The organism is Herbaspirillum sp. NPDC101397 (assembly GCF_044767325.1).
Classification (GTDB): domain Bacteria; phylum Pseudomonadota; class Gammaproteobacteria; order Burkholderiales; family Burkholderiaceae_D; genus Herbaspirillum.
Genome location: NZ_JBIWNS010000003.1, coordinates 82,712 through 101,049 on the forward strand (window position 1 = coordinate 82,712; position 18,338 = coordinate 101,049).

General features: G+C 63.1%; 14 protein-coding genes. 4 read left to right on the plus strand and 10 right to left on the minus strand.

Annotated elements, in window-relative coordinates:
- Positions 1–488: 488 nt before the first annotated feature.
- On the plus strand, positions 489–1,730 hold the full coding sequence (locus tag ACIROW_RS08275; RefSeq protein WP_402274027.1) for a cation:dicarboxylate symporter family transporter: 1,242 nt from the start codon (positions 489–491) through the stop codon (positions 1,728–1,730).
- Positions 1,731–1,830: 100 nt separating this feature from the next.
- Here ACIROW_RS08275 and ACIROW_RS08280 read toward each other — a convergent pair whose 3' ends face one another.
- From ACIROW_RS08280 to ACIROW_RS08300, 5 genes are all read right to left on the minus strand, one after another.
- Positions 1,831–3,348: an argininosuccinate lyase gene (locus ACIROW_RS08280; RefSeq protein ID WP_402274029.1), complete on the minus strand. Its 1,518-nt coding sequence runs from the start codon at positions 3,346–3,348 to the stop codon at positions 1,831–1,833.
- Positions 3,338–7,129, minus strand: a complete 3,792-nt coding sequence (locus ACIROW_RS08285; protein ID WP_402274031.1) for a beta strand repeat-containing protein — start codon at positions 7,127–7,129, stop codon at positions 3,338–3,340. The genes ACIROW_RS08280 and ACIROW_RS08285 overlap by 11 nt, the downstream gene beginning before the upstream one ends.
- 8 nt (positions 7,130–7,137) lie before the next feature.
- Positions 7,138–10,197, minus strand: coding sequence for a ShlB/FhaC/HecB family hemolysin secretion/activation protein (locus ACIROW_RS08290; RefSeq protein ID WP_402274034.1), 3,060 nt, complete (start codon positions 10,195–10,197; stop codon positions 7,138–7,140).
- 106 nt (positions 10,198–10,303) lie between these two features.
- Positions 10,304–11,350, minus strand: coding sequence for a hypothetical protein (locus ACIROW_RS08295; RefSeq protein WP_402274036.1), 1,047 nt, complete (start codon positions 11,348–11,350; stop codon positions 10,304–10,306).
- Between the two features lie 275 nt (positions 11,351–11,625).
- On the minus strand, positions 11,626–12,564 hold the full coding sequence (locus tag ACIROW_RS08300; protein ID WP_402274038.1) for an AraC family transcriptional regulator: 939 nt from the start codon (positions 12,562–12,564) through the stop codon (positions 11,626–11,628).
- Positions 12,565–12,769: 205 nt separating this feature from the next.
- On the opposite strand from ACIROW_RS08300, the gene ACIROW_RS08305 reads away from it, so the two are divergent.
- Positions 12,770–13,306 (plus strand): carboxymuconolactone decarboxylase family protein, encoded by a 537-nt coding sequence (locus ACIROW_RS08305; protein ID WP_402274040.1) that lies wholly within the window; start codon positions 12,770–12,772, stop codon positions 13,304–13,306.
- An 80-nt stretch (positions 13,307–13,386) separates the two neighbouring features.
- Here ACIROW_RS08305 and ACIROW_RS08310 read toward each other — a convergent pair whose 3' ends face one another.
- The 5 genes from ACIROW_RS08310 to ACIROW_RS08330 all read right to left on the minus strand — a co-directional run bounded on the left by ACIROW_RS08310 (position 13,387) and on the right by ACIROW_RS08330 (position 16,842).
- Positions 13,387–13,881 (minus strand): hypothetical protein, encoded by a 495-nt coding sequence (locus ACIROW_RS08310; protein WP_402274042.1) that lies wholly within the window; start codon positions 13,879–13,881, stop codon positions 13,387–13,389.
- A gap of 138 nt (positions 13,882–14,019) precedes the next feature.
- Positions 14,020–14,472: a DUF2325 domain-containing protein gene (locus ACIROW_RS08315; protein WP_402274043.1), complete on the minus strand. Its 453-nt coding sequence runs from the start codon at positions 14,470–14,472 to the stop codon at positions 14,020–14,022.
- Between the two features lie 78 nt (positions 14,473–14,550).
- A complete protein-coding gene (locus tag ACIROW_RS08320) occupies positions 14,551–15,249 on the minus strand; it encodes a helix-turn-helix transcriptional regulator (RefSeq protein ID WP_402274045.1) in 699 nt (232 codons plus the stop codon).
- A gap of 110 nt (positions 15,250–15,359) precedes the next feature.
- Positions 15,360–15,731 carry a VOC family protein gene (locus ACIROW_RS08325; protein WP_402274047.1) on the minus strand — a complete coding sequence of 124 codons (372 nt, stop codon included), beginning with the start codon at positions 15,729–15,731 and terminating at the stop codon, positions 15,360–15,362.
- 115 nt (positions 15,732–15,846) lie between these two features.
- Entirely contained in the window at positions 15,847–16,842 is a 996-nt protein-coding gene (locus ACIROW_RS08330; protein WP_402274050.1) for a bile acid:sodium symporter family protein, read from the minus strand.
- A 152-nt stretch (positions 16,843–16,994) separates the two neighbouring features.
- Here ACIROW_RS08330 and ACIROW_RS08335 point away from each other — a divergent pair, with 152 nt between their 5' ends.
- Together ACIROW_RS08335 and ACIROW_RS08340 are read left to right on the plus strand one after the other, a co-directional pair.
- Entirely contained in the window at positions 16,995–17,846 is an 852-nt protein-coding gene (locus tag ACIROW_RS08335) for a LysR family transcriptional regulator (protein ID WP_402274052.1), read from the plus strand.
- Between the two features lie 45 nt (positions 17,847–17,891).
- The gene (locus tag ACIROW_RS08340; RefSeq protein WP_402274055.1) at positions 17,892–18,335 is read left to right on the plus strand and encodes a PaaI family thioesterase; all 444 of its coding nucleotides are present in this window, start codon (positions 17,892–17,894) and stop codon (positions 18,333–18,335) included.
- The last annotated feature ends 3 nt before the right edge of the window (positions 18,336–18,338 follow it).

Below are 18,338 nucleotides of genomic sequence, written 5' to 3' on the forward strand. Positions count from 1 at the left end.
GTCTGCGTTCTTCGCTACCTTCGCAGACATGACAATTGCGACGCCGAAGGCGAGCGACCCCAGGCGATGCGCAGCGAGCCAGTTTGGCCGGTCCGCTTATGAGTCGCCGTTGGTGACGCGCACAAATCGGAAAAAGAAGGGAAACTTGTCTGAGCGAAGCGAGTTTGTTTCCCTTCCCGATTTGTGCGTGGCATCAACGGGAACCCCGCGCAGCGGGGCGGCGAATCGCGGTCGCCTTCTTTGGCTTACTTTTCTTGGCGAGACAAGAAAAGTGAGTAGCTGCCGGGCTACCCCCGGCGAAGGGTTGATCGAAGAAAGAACAGCATTAATCAACGCACGATAAGAAAGTCGGGACAAAACAGGAATCACAATAGCGGATAACCCTCATGCCCAAGCCTCCCCGAACTTCCCCCCAAACGTATAAAATTTCACCCAACCAATAAATTACAACCCGGAGACCGCCTGCTGCACAACCAGCCAGGCAGCCAATGACGCAGCCCCTCTACAAAAACGCCTTCCTGCACATGGTCGTCGCCATCGCCATCGGCATCGCGCTCGGCCACGCCGATCCGCAGCTGGCGGTGCAGATGAAGCCGCTCAGCGATGGCTTCGTGCGGCTGATCGGCATGCTGATCGGCGTGGTCATGTTCGCGCTGGTGGTGTCGGGTATCGCCGGCATGCAGGACAAGAGGCACGCCGCCAAGGTCGGCGGCAAGGCCATCGTCTATTTTGAAATCATGACCTTCGTCTCGCTCGGCTTCGGCATGCTCGCCGCCGACCTGCTGCAACCGGGCGTCGGTTCCCATCTCGACCTGTCGCACGTCGCCGACAGCACGCACTATGCGGCGCGGTTGTCGACCTCGGGCGCGACGGACTTCCTGCTTAACATCATTCCCAACAGCTTCTTCGAAGCGTTCACGCGCAACAGCAGCCTGCAGATCCTGTTGTTGGCGGTGCTGTTCGGCGTCGCACTGTCGCGCATGGGCGAGCGCGGCCGCAGCCTCCTCAATTTCATCGAAGCCAATCTGCGCATCCTGTTCGGGATGATCAACATCATCCTCAAGGTCGCGCCGCTGGCAGCTTTCGGCGCCATGGCCTACACCATCGGCCGCTACGGCCTGGCGTCGGTGCTGCCGCTGCTGCATTTCGTCGGCGCGATCTATCTCGCCAGCATCGCCTTCATCTGCGTGGTGATGGGACTGATCGCACGCGTGGCGGGCGTCAACATCTTCCGCCTGATCGCTTTCATCAAGGAAGAACTGCTGCTGGTGTTCTTCACCACCTCATCCATGGCGGCGCTGCCGGGACTGACCGAAAAGATGGAGCGCCTCGGCTGTTCGCGCGCGGTGGTGCGGCTGGTGCTGCCGACCGGCTATACCTTCAACCTCAACGGCACCAACATCTATCTCACCATGGCGGCGCTGTTCCTGGCGCAAGCCGGCGGCATCGAGGTGAGCCTGTGGCAGCAACTGTCGTTGCTGGCGATCTGCATGCTGACGTCCAAGGGCGCCACCAGCGTGACCGGTTCCGGCTTCATTGCGCTGGCGGCGACGCTGAGCACGCTGCAGATCGTGCCGGTGGGCGGCATCGTGCTGCTGCTCGGTGTGGAACGACTGATGAAATGCCGTTCGCTGAGCAACGTCATCGGCAATTGCCTGGCCTGCGTGGTGATCTGCGCGTGGGACAAGGCGCTCGATCGCGAACGCCTGACGCAAGCCTTGCAGGCATAAAAAAGTCCCGGACTGGCCGGGACTGAAAACCTGCTCCTATTCCACTTCTTTTCTTTCTTGCGAAAGTCTTTCTCGTTCTGCTTGTCGGCTTATTTGCTGATCACTTGCCCAGCTTGTAGAAGGTCTGATCCAGTTTGGCCGATGCCGCCGCCAGCTTCTGGCGCTGTTGCGCGAGCCATGCCTCATCCTTGGCCAGCTTTTTCTTTTCCACGCCGAGCATGCGCTCGACTTCGGCGCGTTGCGGGCCGCCAAGGCCTTTGCTTGAATCCAGCATGTTCTGTGCCGTCAGCGATTTCTTGTACTGCTCCTGCGTCAGCGGGAACTGAGTGCGCTCGAAGTCGAACTTCTTGACCGCGTCCGTGTAGATCTGCTGCACCACCTCGAACGGGATGTCGGCCGGCTTCATCTTGTTGGTGCGACCGTAGGTCACCAGGTCAGAGGCGAAGTGATGGCCGACGCGGAACGGCACGTCGGAGTCGCGTTGCAGGATGTCGGCCAGCTCGGTGGTGGTCGAATAATCGGCGTCGACTTCCTGCAATGCGCGCGCCTTGTCGATCACCAGGTTGTCGAGCAGGTCGGCCAGCTTGACGAAGGCGTTGGAGGTCAGCTCCAGCGTCTTCTCCACCTGGTCGCGCTTGTAGTCGGGCATGCCGGGCGAGACGTTGTGCGCTTCCAGCTGAAAGGTCATGGCGCCGCCGACGATGTCGCTGGCCTGCAGGCGCAGCACGTTCAGGCCGTAGGGATTGCGCTTCTGCGGCATGATGCTGCTGGTGCCGGTGAGGCGGCCTTCCTGAATCATGATCCACGGATACGGCTGGTGATATTGGGTGTGGAAGTCCTGCATCAGGATGCCGATGGTCAGTGCGGCGTTGCTGCACAGGCTCACCAGTTCCATACCCTGGTCGAGCGCGCCGAGTTGTGCGGCGTCGTAGGAATTTTCAATCGGGCCGTCAAAGCCGAGCAGTTCCGCCAGCCGCTTGCGGTCGACCGGGAAGCTGGAAGTGCCCAGCGCGCCGGCGCCGAGCGGGCTCAGGTTCAGGCGCGCGTAGGATTCCTGCAGGCGTGCGCTGTCGCGGCCGAAGGCCGAGGAGAACGCCAGCAGATAGTGGGCAAATGTGGTCGGCTGCGCTTGCACGCCGTTGGTGTAGGCCGGCACGATGGTGTCGAGGTTTTTCTCGGCCAGTTCCAGCACTTCCGCCTTCGATTTGTTCATCGCTTCCATCAGATCCAGCGTGCGCTCGCGCTGCATCAGGCGGCGGTTGGTCGACAGGATGTCCTGGCGGCTGCGGCCGGAGTGCATGCGTGAACCGTCGGGGCCGGCGATGGCCAGGATCAGCGGCTCGTATTGCAGATAGTCGGACGGACGCTTGGCGCCGGGCTGGTCGCCGTTCTTGATGACCTGATCCACCGCCGAGACGATCTTCTTGCCGAGCTCGGGCGGTACGATCTTGTTCTCGATCACCATCACCGTCGACGCCTTGTTCATCTCGCCGAGGAAGTAGAAGTAATCGTGGTACGGCGACTTCTTGCCGGCCGGCGCGGCATAGGCCGCATTGGCCATCGTCATGGCCGCCAGCGCCAGTGTGGCGATGCGAAGGGAAAGAGGTTTATTGAGCATTGTCGTTACCTTGAGTGCTGGAGTTGGATGAGGATGAATTGCCTGCCGGTTCACCTGCCTGAGCGGCCGTGGCGACGTCGATGGTCAGACGGCGCGCGCTTTCGTTGAACGGCGAGAACACGTTGCTGTTGCCGCTCGGCCGGTTCCAGGCGTTGGCGGTCTGGTCGGTTTGCAGCGCGGCGGTGGTCGGCGCCGTCGCGGCGTTGGTCAGCAGGTTGCTGATGCCGCGGCCGAAGTTGTAGATCACCACGCCGCTGCCGCTGGCGGCAAAGGTGGTGGCGTCGCCGCTTTGCACGATCGGCGAGCCGTTGGGCGCATTGACGTTGACCAGCAGGACGCCGTCGACCACCTTCAGGGAATTGGTGCCGCCGCTGAAGCGTATCCCGGCGGCACCGTTGCTGTTGACGTTGAGCGTCATGCCGGCGCTGCCGCCGGTGCTGATGGTATTGAAACCGTTGGTGCTGCTGCCGACGAAGGCGATGCCGTCGCCGCTGCCCTTGGCGGTGCCGTTGAGTGCGATGGCGCCGCTGTTCGACGAGATATTCACACCGGCCGCTGCGCCCGAACTTGGACTGCGGATCGTGATGCCGGCGCTGCTTGATGCGCTGCCGCTGGTGCCGTCCAATGTCAGCTTGCCGGTATTGGTCGAGATAGTCGCGCTGCTGGCAATGGTCGACGGATAGATCGTGACGCCGCCTGCGTTGGTCGACGTGCCGGTTACGGTGACCGAGCCGCTGCCGGTGGCGCGCAATGCATTGGTGCCGGTCAGGATGCTGACGCCATCGCCGTAGACGCTGGAGCCGGTCACGCTCAGCGCGCCATTCTCCACGCTCACCAGCGCGTTGCCGCTGCTGTAGAAGCTGACGCCATCGCCCTGGTCGGCGGCATTGCCGATCAGCGTGACGTTGCCGGAGCCGGTGGTCTGGATCTTGTTGGTCACGCCGAGGATGGCGATGCCGTGATCCAGCTCGGGTACGTTGGGCGAATGGAAGTTGCCGTTGAGCGTGATGTTGCCGCCCTGGGACGAGATGTTGTTGACCGAGGCAGTGCCGTTGCCGCCCAGCGCGATCGCATCCGAGGTGCCGACCGAGTCGCCGCGGAGCGTGATGTCGCCGTTGACGGTGGTGACGTTGACGCCGGTGGAACTTCCGCTCGAATTGAAGAAGATGCCGTAGCCGCCGAAGCTGTTGGTGCTGTTGCCGTTGATCGCGATGTTACCGCTGGTGGCGCCGATGTTGACGACGGCGTTCAGCGCGGACGGCGCGATATCGACGCCGCGGCCCGAGGCGCTGGTGCCGTTGAGGCTGATGTTGCCGGTAGTGGTCTTGACGTTGACGGCGGCATATTGGCCGCCGACATCGATCGACAGCGCCTTGAACGAGCCGCTCGAATTGTTGATCACGGTGTTGTTGCCGGTCATCGTGATGTTGCCGGCGGTGCTGGTGACATTGACCTGTGAACCCGCAGCCGAGCTGGTGCCGTTGCCCGAGCTGATCAGCGCCAGTGCCGGCGTGGTGCCGCCGGAGGTATTGCCTGTGATGTTGATGTCGCCGGTGGTCGCTATGCTGATCACCGAGCTGGCGCCGGTGGAGTTGAGCACGGTGCCGTAGCTGCCGGTGCTGCTGCCGTTGACGTTGATGGCGCCGCCCGCAGTGGCGTTGAGCGTGACCGAACCGGTGCCGCTGGCAGCCAGGTAGACGCCGCGGCTGGCGCCTGCGAAGCCGCCGCTGTTGGCCTTGACCGTGAGGTTGCCGCTGCCGACGGTGAGCGTCTGCGACGACGTCGCTGCAGTCGAGCAGACCAGAACGCCGAAGCCCGAGCTGGCGTTGCCGCTGACGGTCAGGTTGCCGGTGCCGGTAGCGGCGATGGTGTTGTTGGTGTTGAAGATGCGCGTGCCGTTGCCGCTGCCCAGCGTGGTGCCGTCAACCACGATCGAGCCGCTGCCGTTGGTGACGATGCGGCTGCCGCCGGTCACGATGAACGCGTCGGTGGCGACGGAGACGTTGGCCTGGTTGGCGACCATGTTGATGTTGCCGCCGCCGGCGTCGATGGTCGATCCGGAAACGTTGATTGTGTTGCTGCTGGCGGTGAGGTTGCCGCCGTTGGTGGAGATGGTGCTGCCGGACAGCGCGATCGAACCGTTGCCGGTATTGCCGAAGTTGGCGATCAGGGAAACGTTGAGCGACTTGCCGGTGGCGTTGCTGATCACATGATTGGTCATGTTGATGCTGCGATGCGCCTGCAAGGTCAGCGACGAATTGCCGACCGCCTTGACGTCGTCGAGCACGTTGATGTCGCCGCCGTTCGTGGGGCTGCCGGCAGCGGTGAGGACGACCACGTTGGCGCCTTCCGACAAGGAGGCGTTGAGCGTCGCCGAGCTCAGGGTGGAGTTGGCCGCGCCGCTCGAAGTGAAGGGCGAGGATGCCGTCATGTTGACGCTGGCGGCGCTGGTGATGTTGAGGTTGTACGGATCGATGAGCCAATCGCCGCCCTGTCCGGACGCTGCGCCAACGTGGACAAGGCCACTGGCCTGGAGATCGTGGCCCGAGGTTTCCACCTTGCCGCCGCGTCCTGTGGCGCCGCTCGCTTGCGCGCTGATGTCGCCGTAGAAACGCGTGCTGCCGGTCGACCACAACACCACCGTGCCGCCGTCGCCGCTATGGACGGCGTCGGCCTTGATGGTGGCGTCGCCGCCCATGAAGACGGCGTCGGACTGATGCTCCGTACCGCTGCCTTGATAATTGCCGCCGACCAGCACGGTACCTCCGCCGGCGTCGCCGGACGCGTCGATGCGGGTGCCGTCGTACAGGCCGACGTATTGGCCGAGGACTTTGGCGCTGCCGCCGGTTTCGCCGCTGCTAAGGCCCGACACATTCAGCGTGCCGCTGTTGGCGACCACGCCGGAGTCGCCGCCGTCGAGCAGGATGCTGCCGTTGCGGTTCTGCAGGCTGCGTGCTTCGATGACGCCGTTGTTGTTGACCACGTTGGACAGCATCGCATCGGTGGCGCGCGCGGTCATGATTACGGCGCCGCCGTCGGCCTGCAGCAAGCCGCTGTTGAGCACGTTGGCGTTGAGCGTGGCGTTGTTGACTTCGACGTTGATGAGGCCGTCGCCGTTGAAGTCGAGCGTCATTTTTTCGCCGGCCGCCAGCACCACGCTGCCGAGGCGCGCGATGATGTTGCCTTCGTTGCGCACCTGTGCGCCGAGCAAGGCGACGTAGCCGCCGTCGGCTGCAGTGATGTTGCCTTGATTGATCACGGAACCCGTCGCGCCTTCGAGGGCGAAGACATTCTTGCCGGCCATGAAGTTGGCGTCGGAGATGTTCAGCGTCGACGCCACCAGGCCGCCGACGTTGACCGACGAGCCTGCACCAAACAGGATGCCGGACGGGTTGATCAGATAGACCCGGCCGTTGGCGTTGAGATGACCGAGGATTTGTGAGGGATCACTGCTGGTGACGCGATTCAGCGCTACCGACGACGAAGTCGGCTGGACGAAATTCACAGTTGCATTGACACCGATGTTGAAGGTATTCCAGGTGGCGGCCATGCGGTCGCTGGTCTGCGTGACCGTCATGGTGGTGCCGCTCTGGCCGATGCTGCCGCTGCCGGCGGTGATCTGGCCGTTGGTCGGCAAGGCGCCGGCGTCGAGCGCGTGCGCCGGCAACACCGTCAGGCCGCACCAGGCGGTCAGCACGGCGACGCAGGCCGGCTTCAGCGCCGGATGGATTTTCTTGTTGCCGTTGCGGGTACTGCTGCTATTGCGGGAAGCTTGTGTCATCGCGCACCTCAGAACGTGTAGTTGAAGCCCACGCCGAGGGCGCGGATGGTGGTGCCCACGCCGGCCGACAGGCCGGTGGCGCCGAGCACGCCGGAGACGGCGTAGTTGTAGTTCGCCAGCGCTTCATTGCGCAGGATCACGTACTGGCCGAAGAAGCGTGTCTGCTTGCTGTACTTGTACGAGAAGCCAACCGCCTGCGAGGTCGCACCCATGCCGTCGGTCGAACATTTGACGTTGTTGCCCGAGATCATGCTGCAGTCGCCGGCCAGCGCCTTGGCCGCGCTGGCGCGTAATTCGAGCGCGCCGATCTGATGCGAAACGCCGATCATGTACGCACGGCGGCGGTAGTTGGACATGTCGGTCGAAGTGGTGCTGGTGTTGACCACGCCGGATTCCGAATATGACAGGTCGTCGGCGATCAGCGAGATCTTGGTCTTGCCGAAATCGTAGGCGACGCCGTAACGGAAACTGAAGTCGCTCGACGAGGTGCCGGCGGTCACGTGCGTGCTGCTGCCGACGCCGCGCGCATCACGGCCGAGGCTGGCGATGCCGAAGTAATTGATGTGCTGCTCGGCCGCGACCACCGCGGAGAAGCCGCCGCTCTCGTACGACAGGCTGCCGCCGTAGAGATAGCCGGTGGCGACGTCCGAGGCTGCTTTCATGCTGTTATTGGAATACGCCAGCTTGAGCTGGAAGCCGTACAGTTTTGGCGACCAGTAGCCGATCAGGCCGTCCTGGCGGCGGTTGAAGGCGGCGTCGTCGTTGTTGGAATTGATGGCGTCGCCGGCTGGTCCCGAGTTCTTGGTGATGCTGGTGACGAAGCCGGGCGAACCGATGATGTTGTAATGCGCGGCGCTGGTGAGACCCTGGAACGGATCGAAGGAGGTGGTGCTCTCCTTCATCGGCGTATCCCAGCGTCCATACATCAGCGTACCGGCGGAGGGATGATTGAATGCCACGCCGGTGTTGCGCAGGTCCTGCGAGTGGGTCCAGTCGGGCACGGCTTCGGCGCTGCGATTGGTGTAATTCAGCGACAAGCCCATTTCGAGCTGCCACAGGAATTTCCATTGGTCATACAGTTGGATGCCGCTGTGTGCACCGATATACGAGACGTTATCACGCACGCGCCAGAAGCCCGGCATGTTGCGGCCGTTGGGCGTGGCCAGCTTGCTCTGGTCGGCGGTTGCTGCCGGCGTGGCGCCGTCGCGGCGCACGTATTCCGGCACCAGGCCGAGCGAACCGTAGATGACGAAGGCGGTTTCCGGTTCTTCGAAATCCTCGCCCTTGCCGGTGGTGTCGGAACCGAACGCCGAGAACGCTTGCGGCGAACCCGAGACCGAGATCCACAGGCGGCGCGCATTGCGCTGCTCGGTGGTCGGATTGACGCCGGGCGAATATGCCGCGGCGGCGTTGAAGACCAGGTCCTTGTTGTAGACGTTGACGCCGATGCCGTAGCCCGAGCGCGACTGGTGGTTTTCGCTGGCGTCCCAGGGAGTCTTGTTGACGGTGACGCGACCGGCGTCGGCGAACAAGGCAGCTTCGACCACGGAGTTGCCGTACACGCCGATCAGCTTGCGCAGCTCGATGCGACCCAGCACGCCTTCGTCGCCGGCAGCTTCGCCGACCGGATAGGCGCGCACGCCGTTGGGGCCGCCCAGGCTCATTTTTTCGGAAGCGTCGAGGTTCTTGTTGGCGAACTGCGCATTGACTGCAGCCAGCAGCGAGTAGCCGCCGCCCAGTTGCTGCAGGCGGCTGAACGAGACATTGCTCTTGCTGTAATTGCCGCCTGCCTTCGACGTGATGGCGTCGAGCGCGGCATCGTTGGCGGTTTCCTTGTCGAGCTGGCCGCGGCCGTAGCGCAGGCTCCATTGGTTGTTGCCTTGCGCGCCGAGCAGGTTGTCGCGCCAGTCGCCGTACAGCGTGGCGCTCCAGAAGCGCGCGGACTTGTCGACCACGGTGGCCGAGGTGATGTCCTGGAAGTGACGGAACTCGGCCGCCAGCGACAGATTGACGTTGGCCTTGCGGCTACGGTACAGCGCGTCGTTGATGAAGAAGCTGGAGACCTTGGCCGAGCCGCTGGCCTGCGCGTCCTTGAGATTTTTGCCGACGTTGTATTGCAGTTCGGCGACGCTGGCGCCGATCGATACGCCGCTGGCGCCGACCGGCATGGCGAAGCTGAGGCCGGCGATGCGCAGGCCTTCGAACGAGTTCTGGGTATTGATGCCGAAGCTCTCGCCCAGGCCCAGTGCATCGTTGAGATTGATGTTGGCCGACAGGCGATTGGCGCCGGTGTAATAGTTGCCGTAGTTGTCGATGGAAACGCGCGAGGTGATCGCGGTCATCTCGCTGACGCGGATCACGATGTCGGTGGCGCCGGCTTGCGCCGACGGCCGCAACACTGCGCGCACCGAGACGCCGGCCAGATCGGACAATCGCAGCAGGGTACCTTCCAGTTCGCTTTCGCGGATCACGGTGCCTGGCTGGAGTTCATCCAGGTAGCGCTGCAGCACCGCCTTGTTCAGGCGCACGTTGTTGTCGGTGTCGGCGCTGACCTGGCCGATCACGCCTTCACGCACCGCGATGGCGATCTTGCCGTCGCGGATTTCCTGCGCCGGCAAATAGGCGCGCGCGACGATGTAGCCGCGTTCGCGATACAGGTTGGTGACTTTCGAGGCGGCCCGGCGCAAGCCGTTGAAATCCAGATCGCGGCCGATGAATTCCTGCAGCTCGGCTTGCAGGCGAGCGTCGTCGATGGCGGTGTTGCCGCTGAGCGTGAAGCCGCTCACCTTGATGTTGACGGCGGCCTGTTGTGCGGGTGTCGATGCAGGCGTGGAGGCGTCATCGGCGTCCTGGGTTTCCTTCTCGATCTGCACGCGGCCGCGCGGTTGCTCCTGCGTTTGCAGGCGCTCGCGGTCGGTCGGCGTGAGTTGCTGGCGATTGGCGTCGAAGATGCTGCCGGAACTCGGCGGTGTCTGTGCATGCGCCAGTAATGGCGCAGCGGCCAGCATGGTCATGACCTGCAGCGCCAGCATTTGCCGACGGTGCGCGGCAAAACGTGGTTTGTTCATTTTTCCCTGTCTCCTGATTTTTATCTTTGTGGCGGTTTTCTGAACCGGCTTTATTGTTGTTGTGCCGTGTTCACCGCTTCATGTGAGCTGCGTTTTTCTTGATGCGTTACTTCGCCGGGAAGATTTTTTCCACGGTGATATCCGCGCCGAACAATCCCGCCGCTTCGTGGCCGACGCCCGGCACTTCGAAGTCGGGGTGGTGCACCGACGTCTTCCACTTCTGCGCCAGGAATTGCTCGTAGCGCAGGTAGTTGTCGTGCCGTTCGACGCGTGTGGCGCCTTGCAGGCGTGCGCCGCAGGCCTTGTCGAGGAAGCGGTGGTTGGGGTTGTTGTCCTTGCTGCCGACCATGTAGGTGACGTCGCGCGCGGCGTAGCGTTTGAACAGTTGTTCGCCGCTGATCTTGCCGTCGGCGCCGAGGCCGTAGGGAATCATTTCTCCCAGGCCGTAGCGATAATTGTCGTAGCCGGGGCAGAGGATGCCGCCGGCCGGCGCGAAGCCGTTGTCGCCGGGACGGTTGTTGTCGAAGTAGAGATAGGACGAGGGGCTGGAGATCACATAGCGCACCTTGATGCCGGCCTGCTTCAGTCTTTCGTCGCTGTTGTTGAGCACGGCATAGCGTTGCATCAGCTGGCCGCCGGCCGAGTGGCCGATGAAGACGATTTCCTTCAGCGCAGGAAAACGTCCCGAACTCAGGTAAGTGGCGATGTCGTCGAAGACGCGGAACGAGCTGATGCCGGTCTTGCCGTGCGTGGAATCCTGTCCCTGCATCCAGTTGTCGCCGCGCCACAATGCCATCTTGTTGTCGGACAGGGCGTCGCCTTCGGTCAGGAAGTTGGGTGTGAGCAGCAGCGTCTGTGCCGGGTCGAGCCTGGCCTTGCGCAGGAACGCGAGGCCGGTTTCAAAGTAGTGATCGCCATCGCGCTTGACGCCGTGTTCGAGAATGACGGCGCGCGTGATGGAGCTGTTGTCCTGCGCCAGCGCATTGTTGGCGTAGATGGCAAAAGCGTATTGCTGCGCGCCGGCGCCGAGCGTGACCACTTGCGGCGGAGCGGCTTCGTCCGAGGCTTTTTTTGCATGCGCCGCAGGCGACAACGCCGACGACATGGCGGCTGCCAGCAATGCGGTATTCCAGGTTTTTGCGCCAACGGCCATGATCGACTTCCCTTGCATCTGTACGGAGTGGAACGACAGGGACTGTGGCGGGCGCAGATCTTGAGTTGCGGCGCGGGCGGGAGGCTGGCGGGGCGCACGGCTCGATGCTGCGCGGTGACGGTCTCCTGCTCATGCCGCCGTTGATCGGCGCTTTATCCATCCCTGAGCATGCTTGTTCTTCTTGTGGGCCGATTATAGAAGTCGTATTTGGCTATGTAAAATATCTTGATTTATATATATCGATACTAAATAAGTATGGAGATGGCAATCCGGATTTATTCCGGACGCGCCTGTCGCCTGTGCTGGCCGGGGCCGATGCCGAAATGGCGCTTGAAGATGCGGTTGAACGAGGCTTCGGATTGGTAGCCGACCGCTTCGGCGACGACGGCCACGGTTTGCTGGCGATCGGCCAGCAATTGCGCCGCCTGCGCCATGCGGGTGCGCGTGAGGATTTCACCGGGGGTGGCGCCCGCCGCCGCGCGGAACAGCCGGGCGAAGGTGGTGCGCGACAGATGGCAGGCCGCGGCCAACTCGTCCAGCGACCAGGAGCGGCCCGGTTCGGCCAGCATGCAGTGCAGCGCACGTTGCAGGCGCGGTGAGCCCAGCAGTGTGAACAGCCCGGGCGTTGCTGCCGCGTCCTGTTGTTCCAGCCAGGCGCGCATGAGCAGCGCAAACAGCGCCGACGACAACTGCGTGACCACCGCATGGGCGCCGGGGCGAGCGGTGTCTGTCTCGACCTGCAGCATCCTCATCAACGCCTGCAACCCGGCGAAATCGGTGCGTCCGGCGGTGCGGACCAGTAGCGTCGCCGGCAGCGACGGCAGCAGCGCCGCCGAAGCGGCGGGATCGAAATGGAACTGGCCGCACAGGATATCGGTGGCCGCGCCGGCGCCGCCGTTTTCCACGCGTATCAGCAAATCGTCTCCGCCGGTGGCGACCTGCGACGGCATCGCCTTGCCGCGGCCGGCATGCAGCGTGTGCGCACTGCCGCGCGGAAACACCACGATGTCCCCGGCCTGCAACACCACGCCGCGTTCGCCGTTGGCTTCCATCAGCGCGTCGCCGGAGACGATCATGTGATAGCGCACCGTGCCGGGCGCCGACGTCGGTTCCGGCAGTTGCCACGGCGCGCCGAAATGGCAGCGGATGTCGAGCGTGGTGCGCACGGGGTAGAGCTGGAGCAGACGGCTCAGGGTATCGGTGGCGTCGTTCATGGCGAAAAGGCCTGGAAAGTGTGATTGGTACGATTGGTCAATTTATTGGCGTATTTTGCCATTAAAAATTCCATTTCGACTCCCTATACTTCATTCCATACCGCGCTTGATTGCAACGGCAACTGAAACGGCAACGGCGGCGGTTGTGAACCAACTCTTAGTTAATCTTATTTGCTCTTATTTTCCCTCACTGAAAGGAAGCATCATGCCCCGTCTCCATACTCAAGACATCTCCACCGTCACCGGCCAGGCCGCGCAATTGTTCACTGCCATCAAGGGTGCGGTCGGCAAAGTCCCGAACGCCTTCGCCGACATCGGCGTCAACAGCCCGGTCGCGCTGGAAGCTGCGCTCAATCTCGACGCCGCGCTGCGCAAGAGCTCGCTCAAAGGCAAGCAGGTCGAAGCCATCAAACTGGCGGTCAGTGAAGCGGCCGAGTGCGACTACTGTCTCGCTGCCCATTCGCTGATGGCCAAGAAGCTGGGTCTGTCCGCCGAAGCCGTGATCGGCCTGCGCCGCGCCGAAGCCTCCGGCGACGCGCAACTGGATGCGCTGACCGTGTTTGTGCGGGAACTGGTGACCACCCGCGGCACCGTGCCTGCGGCGTCGGTCGCGGCGGTCAAGGCGGCCGGCTACAGCGACGCTCAGATCGTCGACACTTTGCTGGCGGTGACGGCGATCACCTTCACCAATCTGTTCAACCGCGTCAACGACACGGTGGTGGATTTCCCGGCAGCAGATTGATCGGATGGATCAGTACTGCAGAAAAGAAAACGGCCTCGCATGAAAGCGAGGCCGTTTTTTGCATGTTGCTTGCGCCGGCGTTATTGCTTGCCCGGCACCAGGTATTTGGATTTGGCGCAGTAGATCTTGGCCTTGGTGTCGGCGTAGGCGATCACGCTGCCGGCCTGCGACTGGCGCAGCGAATACTTGGTGGCGTCATCCAGCGTGAAGCGGATGCCGACGCTCTTTGTGATGGCGTCGCCCAGCGCCTGCGGCGTGCCGTTGATATTGGCGCCGATGAAGTCAGCCGGGCTGCTGCTGTCGTTGACCAGGATGTCGGTGACTTCCATGCCCCACAGATTGCTGCCGGCGGCCTTGAACCAGTAGGCGCCGCCTTCGTTCTTGTACGGCTTGCCGAAGGCTTCGAAGAGGTAATCGTAGAAATATTTGCTGTTGAGCTGGTTGAGGCACAACAGCGCGTTGCCGACTTCAATGCCGAAGGTCGCGGCGGGCGCGGCGTTGGCGACGCCGTTCATGCCTGCAAGGCCCGGCGCCAGCAGCGCGCAGGCAAGCGCGATGCGATGGATGGTTTTCAAACAGACTCCCTGGTGCGCGTGGCGTCGCTAGATGATGCACCGACGCCATCGAATGATCGAAACGGTAATGATGCGTTGCGCAGATTGTAGGGGGCTTTTGGTTTTTTTGCTAACCGGGTTGGCGGGACCGGAGATGGCTCAGGCGTGGCGGCCCGACTTGAGCACCGTCTCGCCGCGTTGCGAAGACGACAACTTGCCGCTCAGGCTGCCGAGCCCGTCGATGAAGGAGGCAATGCCGGTACCCTTGACCATGACGCAGGGCTTGCCCATTTTCTTGCACAGCTGTTTGACCAGGTGATAGGCGTTGTGGCTGATGTTACCCGATGCACACAGCACCATGTCGGCGCCGTTGAGCATCGGTTGCAGGCGATGGAGGCTGTCTTCCCGGCCGCCGTCGTGGTGAATGAATTTCCCTTGGCGTTCCTCGATGGCGTGGCGGTAATGATTGCGCGCGCCGGTCAGTCCGCCGACGCACAAGACACAGCGGTCGGCCAGGCTGAAGCTGGTTGCGGCTGCAATAGCAGAAGAAGCGGAGGCAAAAGCGGGAGTAGAAGCAGAAGCAGAGTTGTTCTTGTTCGTCGCGCGGTGCATGGAGACCTCGGCCTGGTTGTCGTGACTTGCAGACTAAACCGAAGCCGCGCCGATGCGAACGAAGAAATCAGCATCTGGTTATGCGGAATCCTGATACTGAGATTTGCGCACCGCGCGCACGAAGTCGGCCAGGCGCTTGCCGCTCTCATCCGGGTAGGTGTGCGCCGGCGTCATCGCACGCACGCGGTCGAGCCGGAACGAGCGGAAGTCGCCGCGCGTTTCGCACCACGCGGCGATCGACCAGCCGCCGCCCCAGAAGTACAGCGCCAGCGGCCACACGATGCGCTGCGTGGCCTGTCCACGGGCGTCAATGTAATCGAGTTGCAGCGTGCAGCGCCTGCCGATGGCCTGGCGGATTTCTTCCAGCCGCTCGCCGTGGGCCTGGTCGATGTGGAAGCTGGGTGCGAACAAGGCGGTGTTCTCGACGAAGTCGCGCTTGTCCTTGGGCAGCGCCAGCACGATCTTGGCCAGCGACGCCGCAGCCGATGCCGCCAGTTGCGGTCCGCCCCAGGCCTGCACCATGCGCATGCCGATGACCAGCGCATCGATTTCGTCAGGCGAGAACATGAGCGGTGGCAGGTCGAAACCGGTCTTGTTGATGCGATAGCCGACTCCCGCTTCGCCCTGCACCGGTACGCCCGACAGCGACAGGTCGCGGATGTCGCGGTACACGGTGCGCTCGGACACCGAAAGCCAATCGGCCAGCTGGCGCGCCGTGGTGAGCCGGCGCCCGCGCAGGTACTGGGTGATCTGGAACAGGCGGTCGGCTCGGCGCATCGGTTCTGGCAGGAAGTGGAATGGCTGCCATTCTGGCATGAGTCGCAGGCGCCGCCCACCACGATCTTTGGCGAGTGGCGGGCATCTGCTTCTTTCGCTAGTTGCTTCTTTTATTGCATCGCGTGCAAAGCGATGCGGTTGCCTTCGGTGTCGATGAAGTGGGCGATGTAGCCGAGCTGCTTCGGCAGTTCCAGCTTGTCGAGCACGACCTTGCCGCCGGCGGGTGCGACGCGGTCGATCGCTTGCTGGATCGATGCGCCGGCGTCGAGGTAGACCAGTACGCCGTCGGTACTGGCTTTGAAGGCCTGGGTCTGGGTCAGGCAGCCGCAGCTTTCTTTGGCGGCGTTGTAGAAGATCGCCATCGGCGCGGAGTCGAAATCAGTTTCGACGTGCAGCTTGGCGTTGAACACGGCTTCGTAGAACTTGGTCGCACGCGACAGGTTGGTGACGGGGATTTCGAACCAGTTGATTTGCGTTGTCATGATGTCTTCCTTTTTCTTGGTTGAGAGATATGCCGGAGGGCATGGAAGACATCATGATCCAGGGCTACTGACACCATCCTGTCAGTAGGCTTTCAGGGCGGGCTTTGGTGGGCAATCAGGCGGTTTGCGCCTTGCCGTCGGCGGCGGCCAAGTCAGCATCCTGACGTTCCGCATAGCGCCGCGCCAGTATCGCGCACAGCATCAGCTGCATCTGGTGGAACACCATGATCGGCAACAGGACGACGCCCACCCCACTGCTGCTGAACAGCACCGAGGCCATCGGGATGCCCGAGGCCAGCGATTTCTTCGAGCCGCAGAACACCAGCACGATTTCATCGGCGCGTGCAAAGCCCAGTGCGCGGCTGCCGAAGGTGGTCAGCGTCAGCACGCCGCCCAGCAGGATGGCGTTGACCAGCACCAGCAGCGCCAGTTGTTGCGGCGGGAACAGATGCCATACGCCTTGCGCCACCGCGACGCTGAACGCCGCATACACCGCCAGCAGGATGCCGCCGCGGTCGACCACTGCCAGCAGGCTTTTCTTGCGCAGCACCCAGTCGCCGATCCAGGGACGCAGCACGTTGCCCAGCACAAATGGCAGCAGCAGTTGCAGCAGGATGCCGGTGACCTGTTGCAGGCCGCCGCCGTCCTGGTGGCGATGCAGCAGCAGCGTCACCAGGATGGGCGTGAAGACGATCCCCAGCAGGTTCGAGGCGGTGGCGCCGCAGATCGCCGCCGGCACGTTGCCGCGTGCAATCGAGGTAAAGGCGATCGACGATTGCACGGTCGACGACAGGGTGCAGACGAACAGCACGCCCAGCCACAGCTCCGGCGTCAGCAGGCCGGGAAACAGCGCATGCAGCGCCAGCCCCAGCAACGGAAACAGCACGAAGGTACAGGCCAGCGTCAGCAGGTGCAGGCGCGGCTGCTTGAAGCCGGACAGCGCCGCTTCGCGCGACAGCCGCGCGCCGTGCAGGAAGAACAGCAGCGCGATGGCGGCGTTGCTGGCCAGGTGCATGAAGTCCTCGAAGCGGCCCGTGGCCGGGAGCAGCGTGGCGAGCAGGACGGTGCTGAGCAGCATCCAGGTGAAGGTGTCGGGCAGGTAGCGTTTCATGATGGCAAGGAAGAGGGGCAACGAAGAGGTGCAAGGCGACACAGCCTTTGCCACATGATAGAAAAAAGGCCTATCATCGGGAACCCCTTTAATCATGTGAACTGTGATCGGATATACCGATAAGCAAGTTTGCAGCTTCGTCAGGAGCACCCATGTTTAATCCCGTCTGGCTCAAGACCTTCACCACGGTGGCCGCTTCCAGCAGTTTCAGCGAGGCCGGGCGCCGGCTCGGGCTGACGCAGTCGAGCGTGAGCGACCACATCCGCCGCCTCGAGGAAGGCAGCGGCCGGCGGCTGTTCGTGCGCGATACGCATTCGCTGGCGCTGACTGCAGACGGCGAAAGCCTGCTGGTGCACGCGCGCCTGATCCTCGAAGCGCACGCCCGCGCCGAGGCCCAGTTCACCGCGCCGAGGTTGCGTGGACGTGTCCGCTTCGGCGCTCCGGATGATCTGGCGATGGGCCCCTTGCCGGACATGCTGGCGGCGTTCCGCAACAAGCATCCCGAGGTCGAGCTGGAAATCACCATGGGTCTCACCGGCGAGCTGTACCAGCGCCTCGACAACGGCGACCTCGATCTGATCGTCGGCAAGCGCCGTCCCGGCGAACAACGCGGGCAGGCCATGTTCCGCGTGCCGCTGGTATGGCTGGCGCGGCCGGAAACCGTGGTCGACCTGACGCAACCCTTGCCGCTGATCCTGCTGCCCGAACCGAGCGTGACGCGCGCGGCGATCCTGGCTACGTTGGGGGCGGCAGGCCGTCACTGGCGCATCGTCTGCACCAGTGGCAGCCACGCCGGTTGCATGGCGGCGGCGCGCGGCGGCCTCGGGCTGACCGTGCTGCCGCAGCACCTGGCGTCACGCGAACTGAGCCTGCCGGTCAACCACGCCAGCTTGCCGGTGTTTCCCGATGTCGAGTACGTGGCGCTGACCGCCAAACGCCTGAGCCGGCCGGCCGATACGCTGTACCAGATATTGATGGCGAGCGAACTGCATGCGCCGAAGTGAAAAAATGCGTTAGCATCGACGAACAAAAAAATACAGGAGACAACGATGACAGGAACGCTTACGCAAGTAGTGGATGCGGACATGGTCCGCCGCGTCGAGGAGAGTTTTTCACGGCAGGGCGCCCTGCGCACCATCGGTGCACGGCTGCATAGCGTGGCGCCCGGGCTGGTTGAGATCCGTCTCGATTTTCGCCCCGAACTGGGCCAGCAGAACGGTTTCCTGCACGCCGGCATGAGCACGACGATTGCCGACACTGCCGGGGGCTATGCGGCAATGAGCCTGTTCGATGCCGGCGAAGAAGTGCTGACCACGGAACTCAAGCTGAATCTGCTGGCGCCGGCGCAGGGGGAATATTTCATCGGCCGCGGCAGGGTGGTCAAGAGCGGCAGGACGCTGACCATCTGCCAGATCGAAGTGGGCGCGGTGCGCAACGGCAAAGAAACGCTGTGCGCCTACGGCATCATCACTGCGATGCGCATGAAAGCCTAGGGC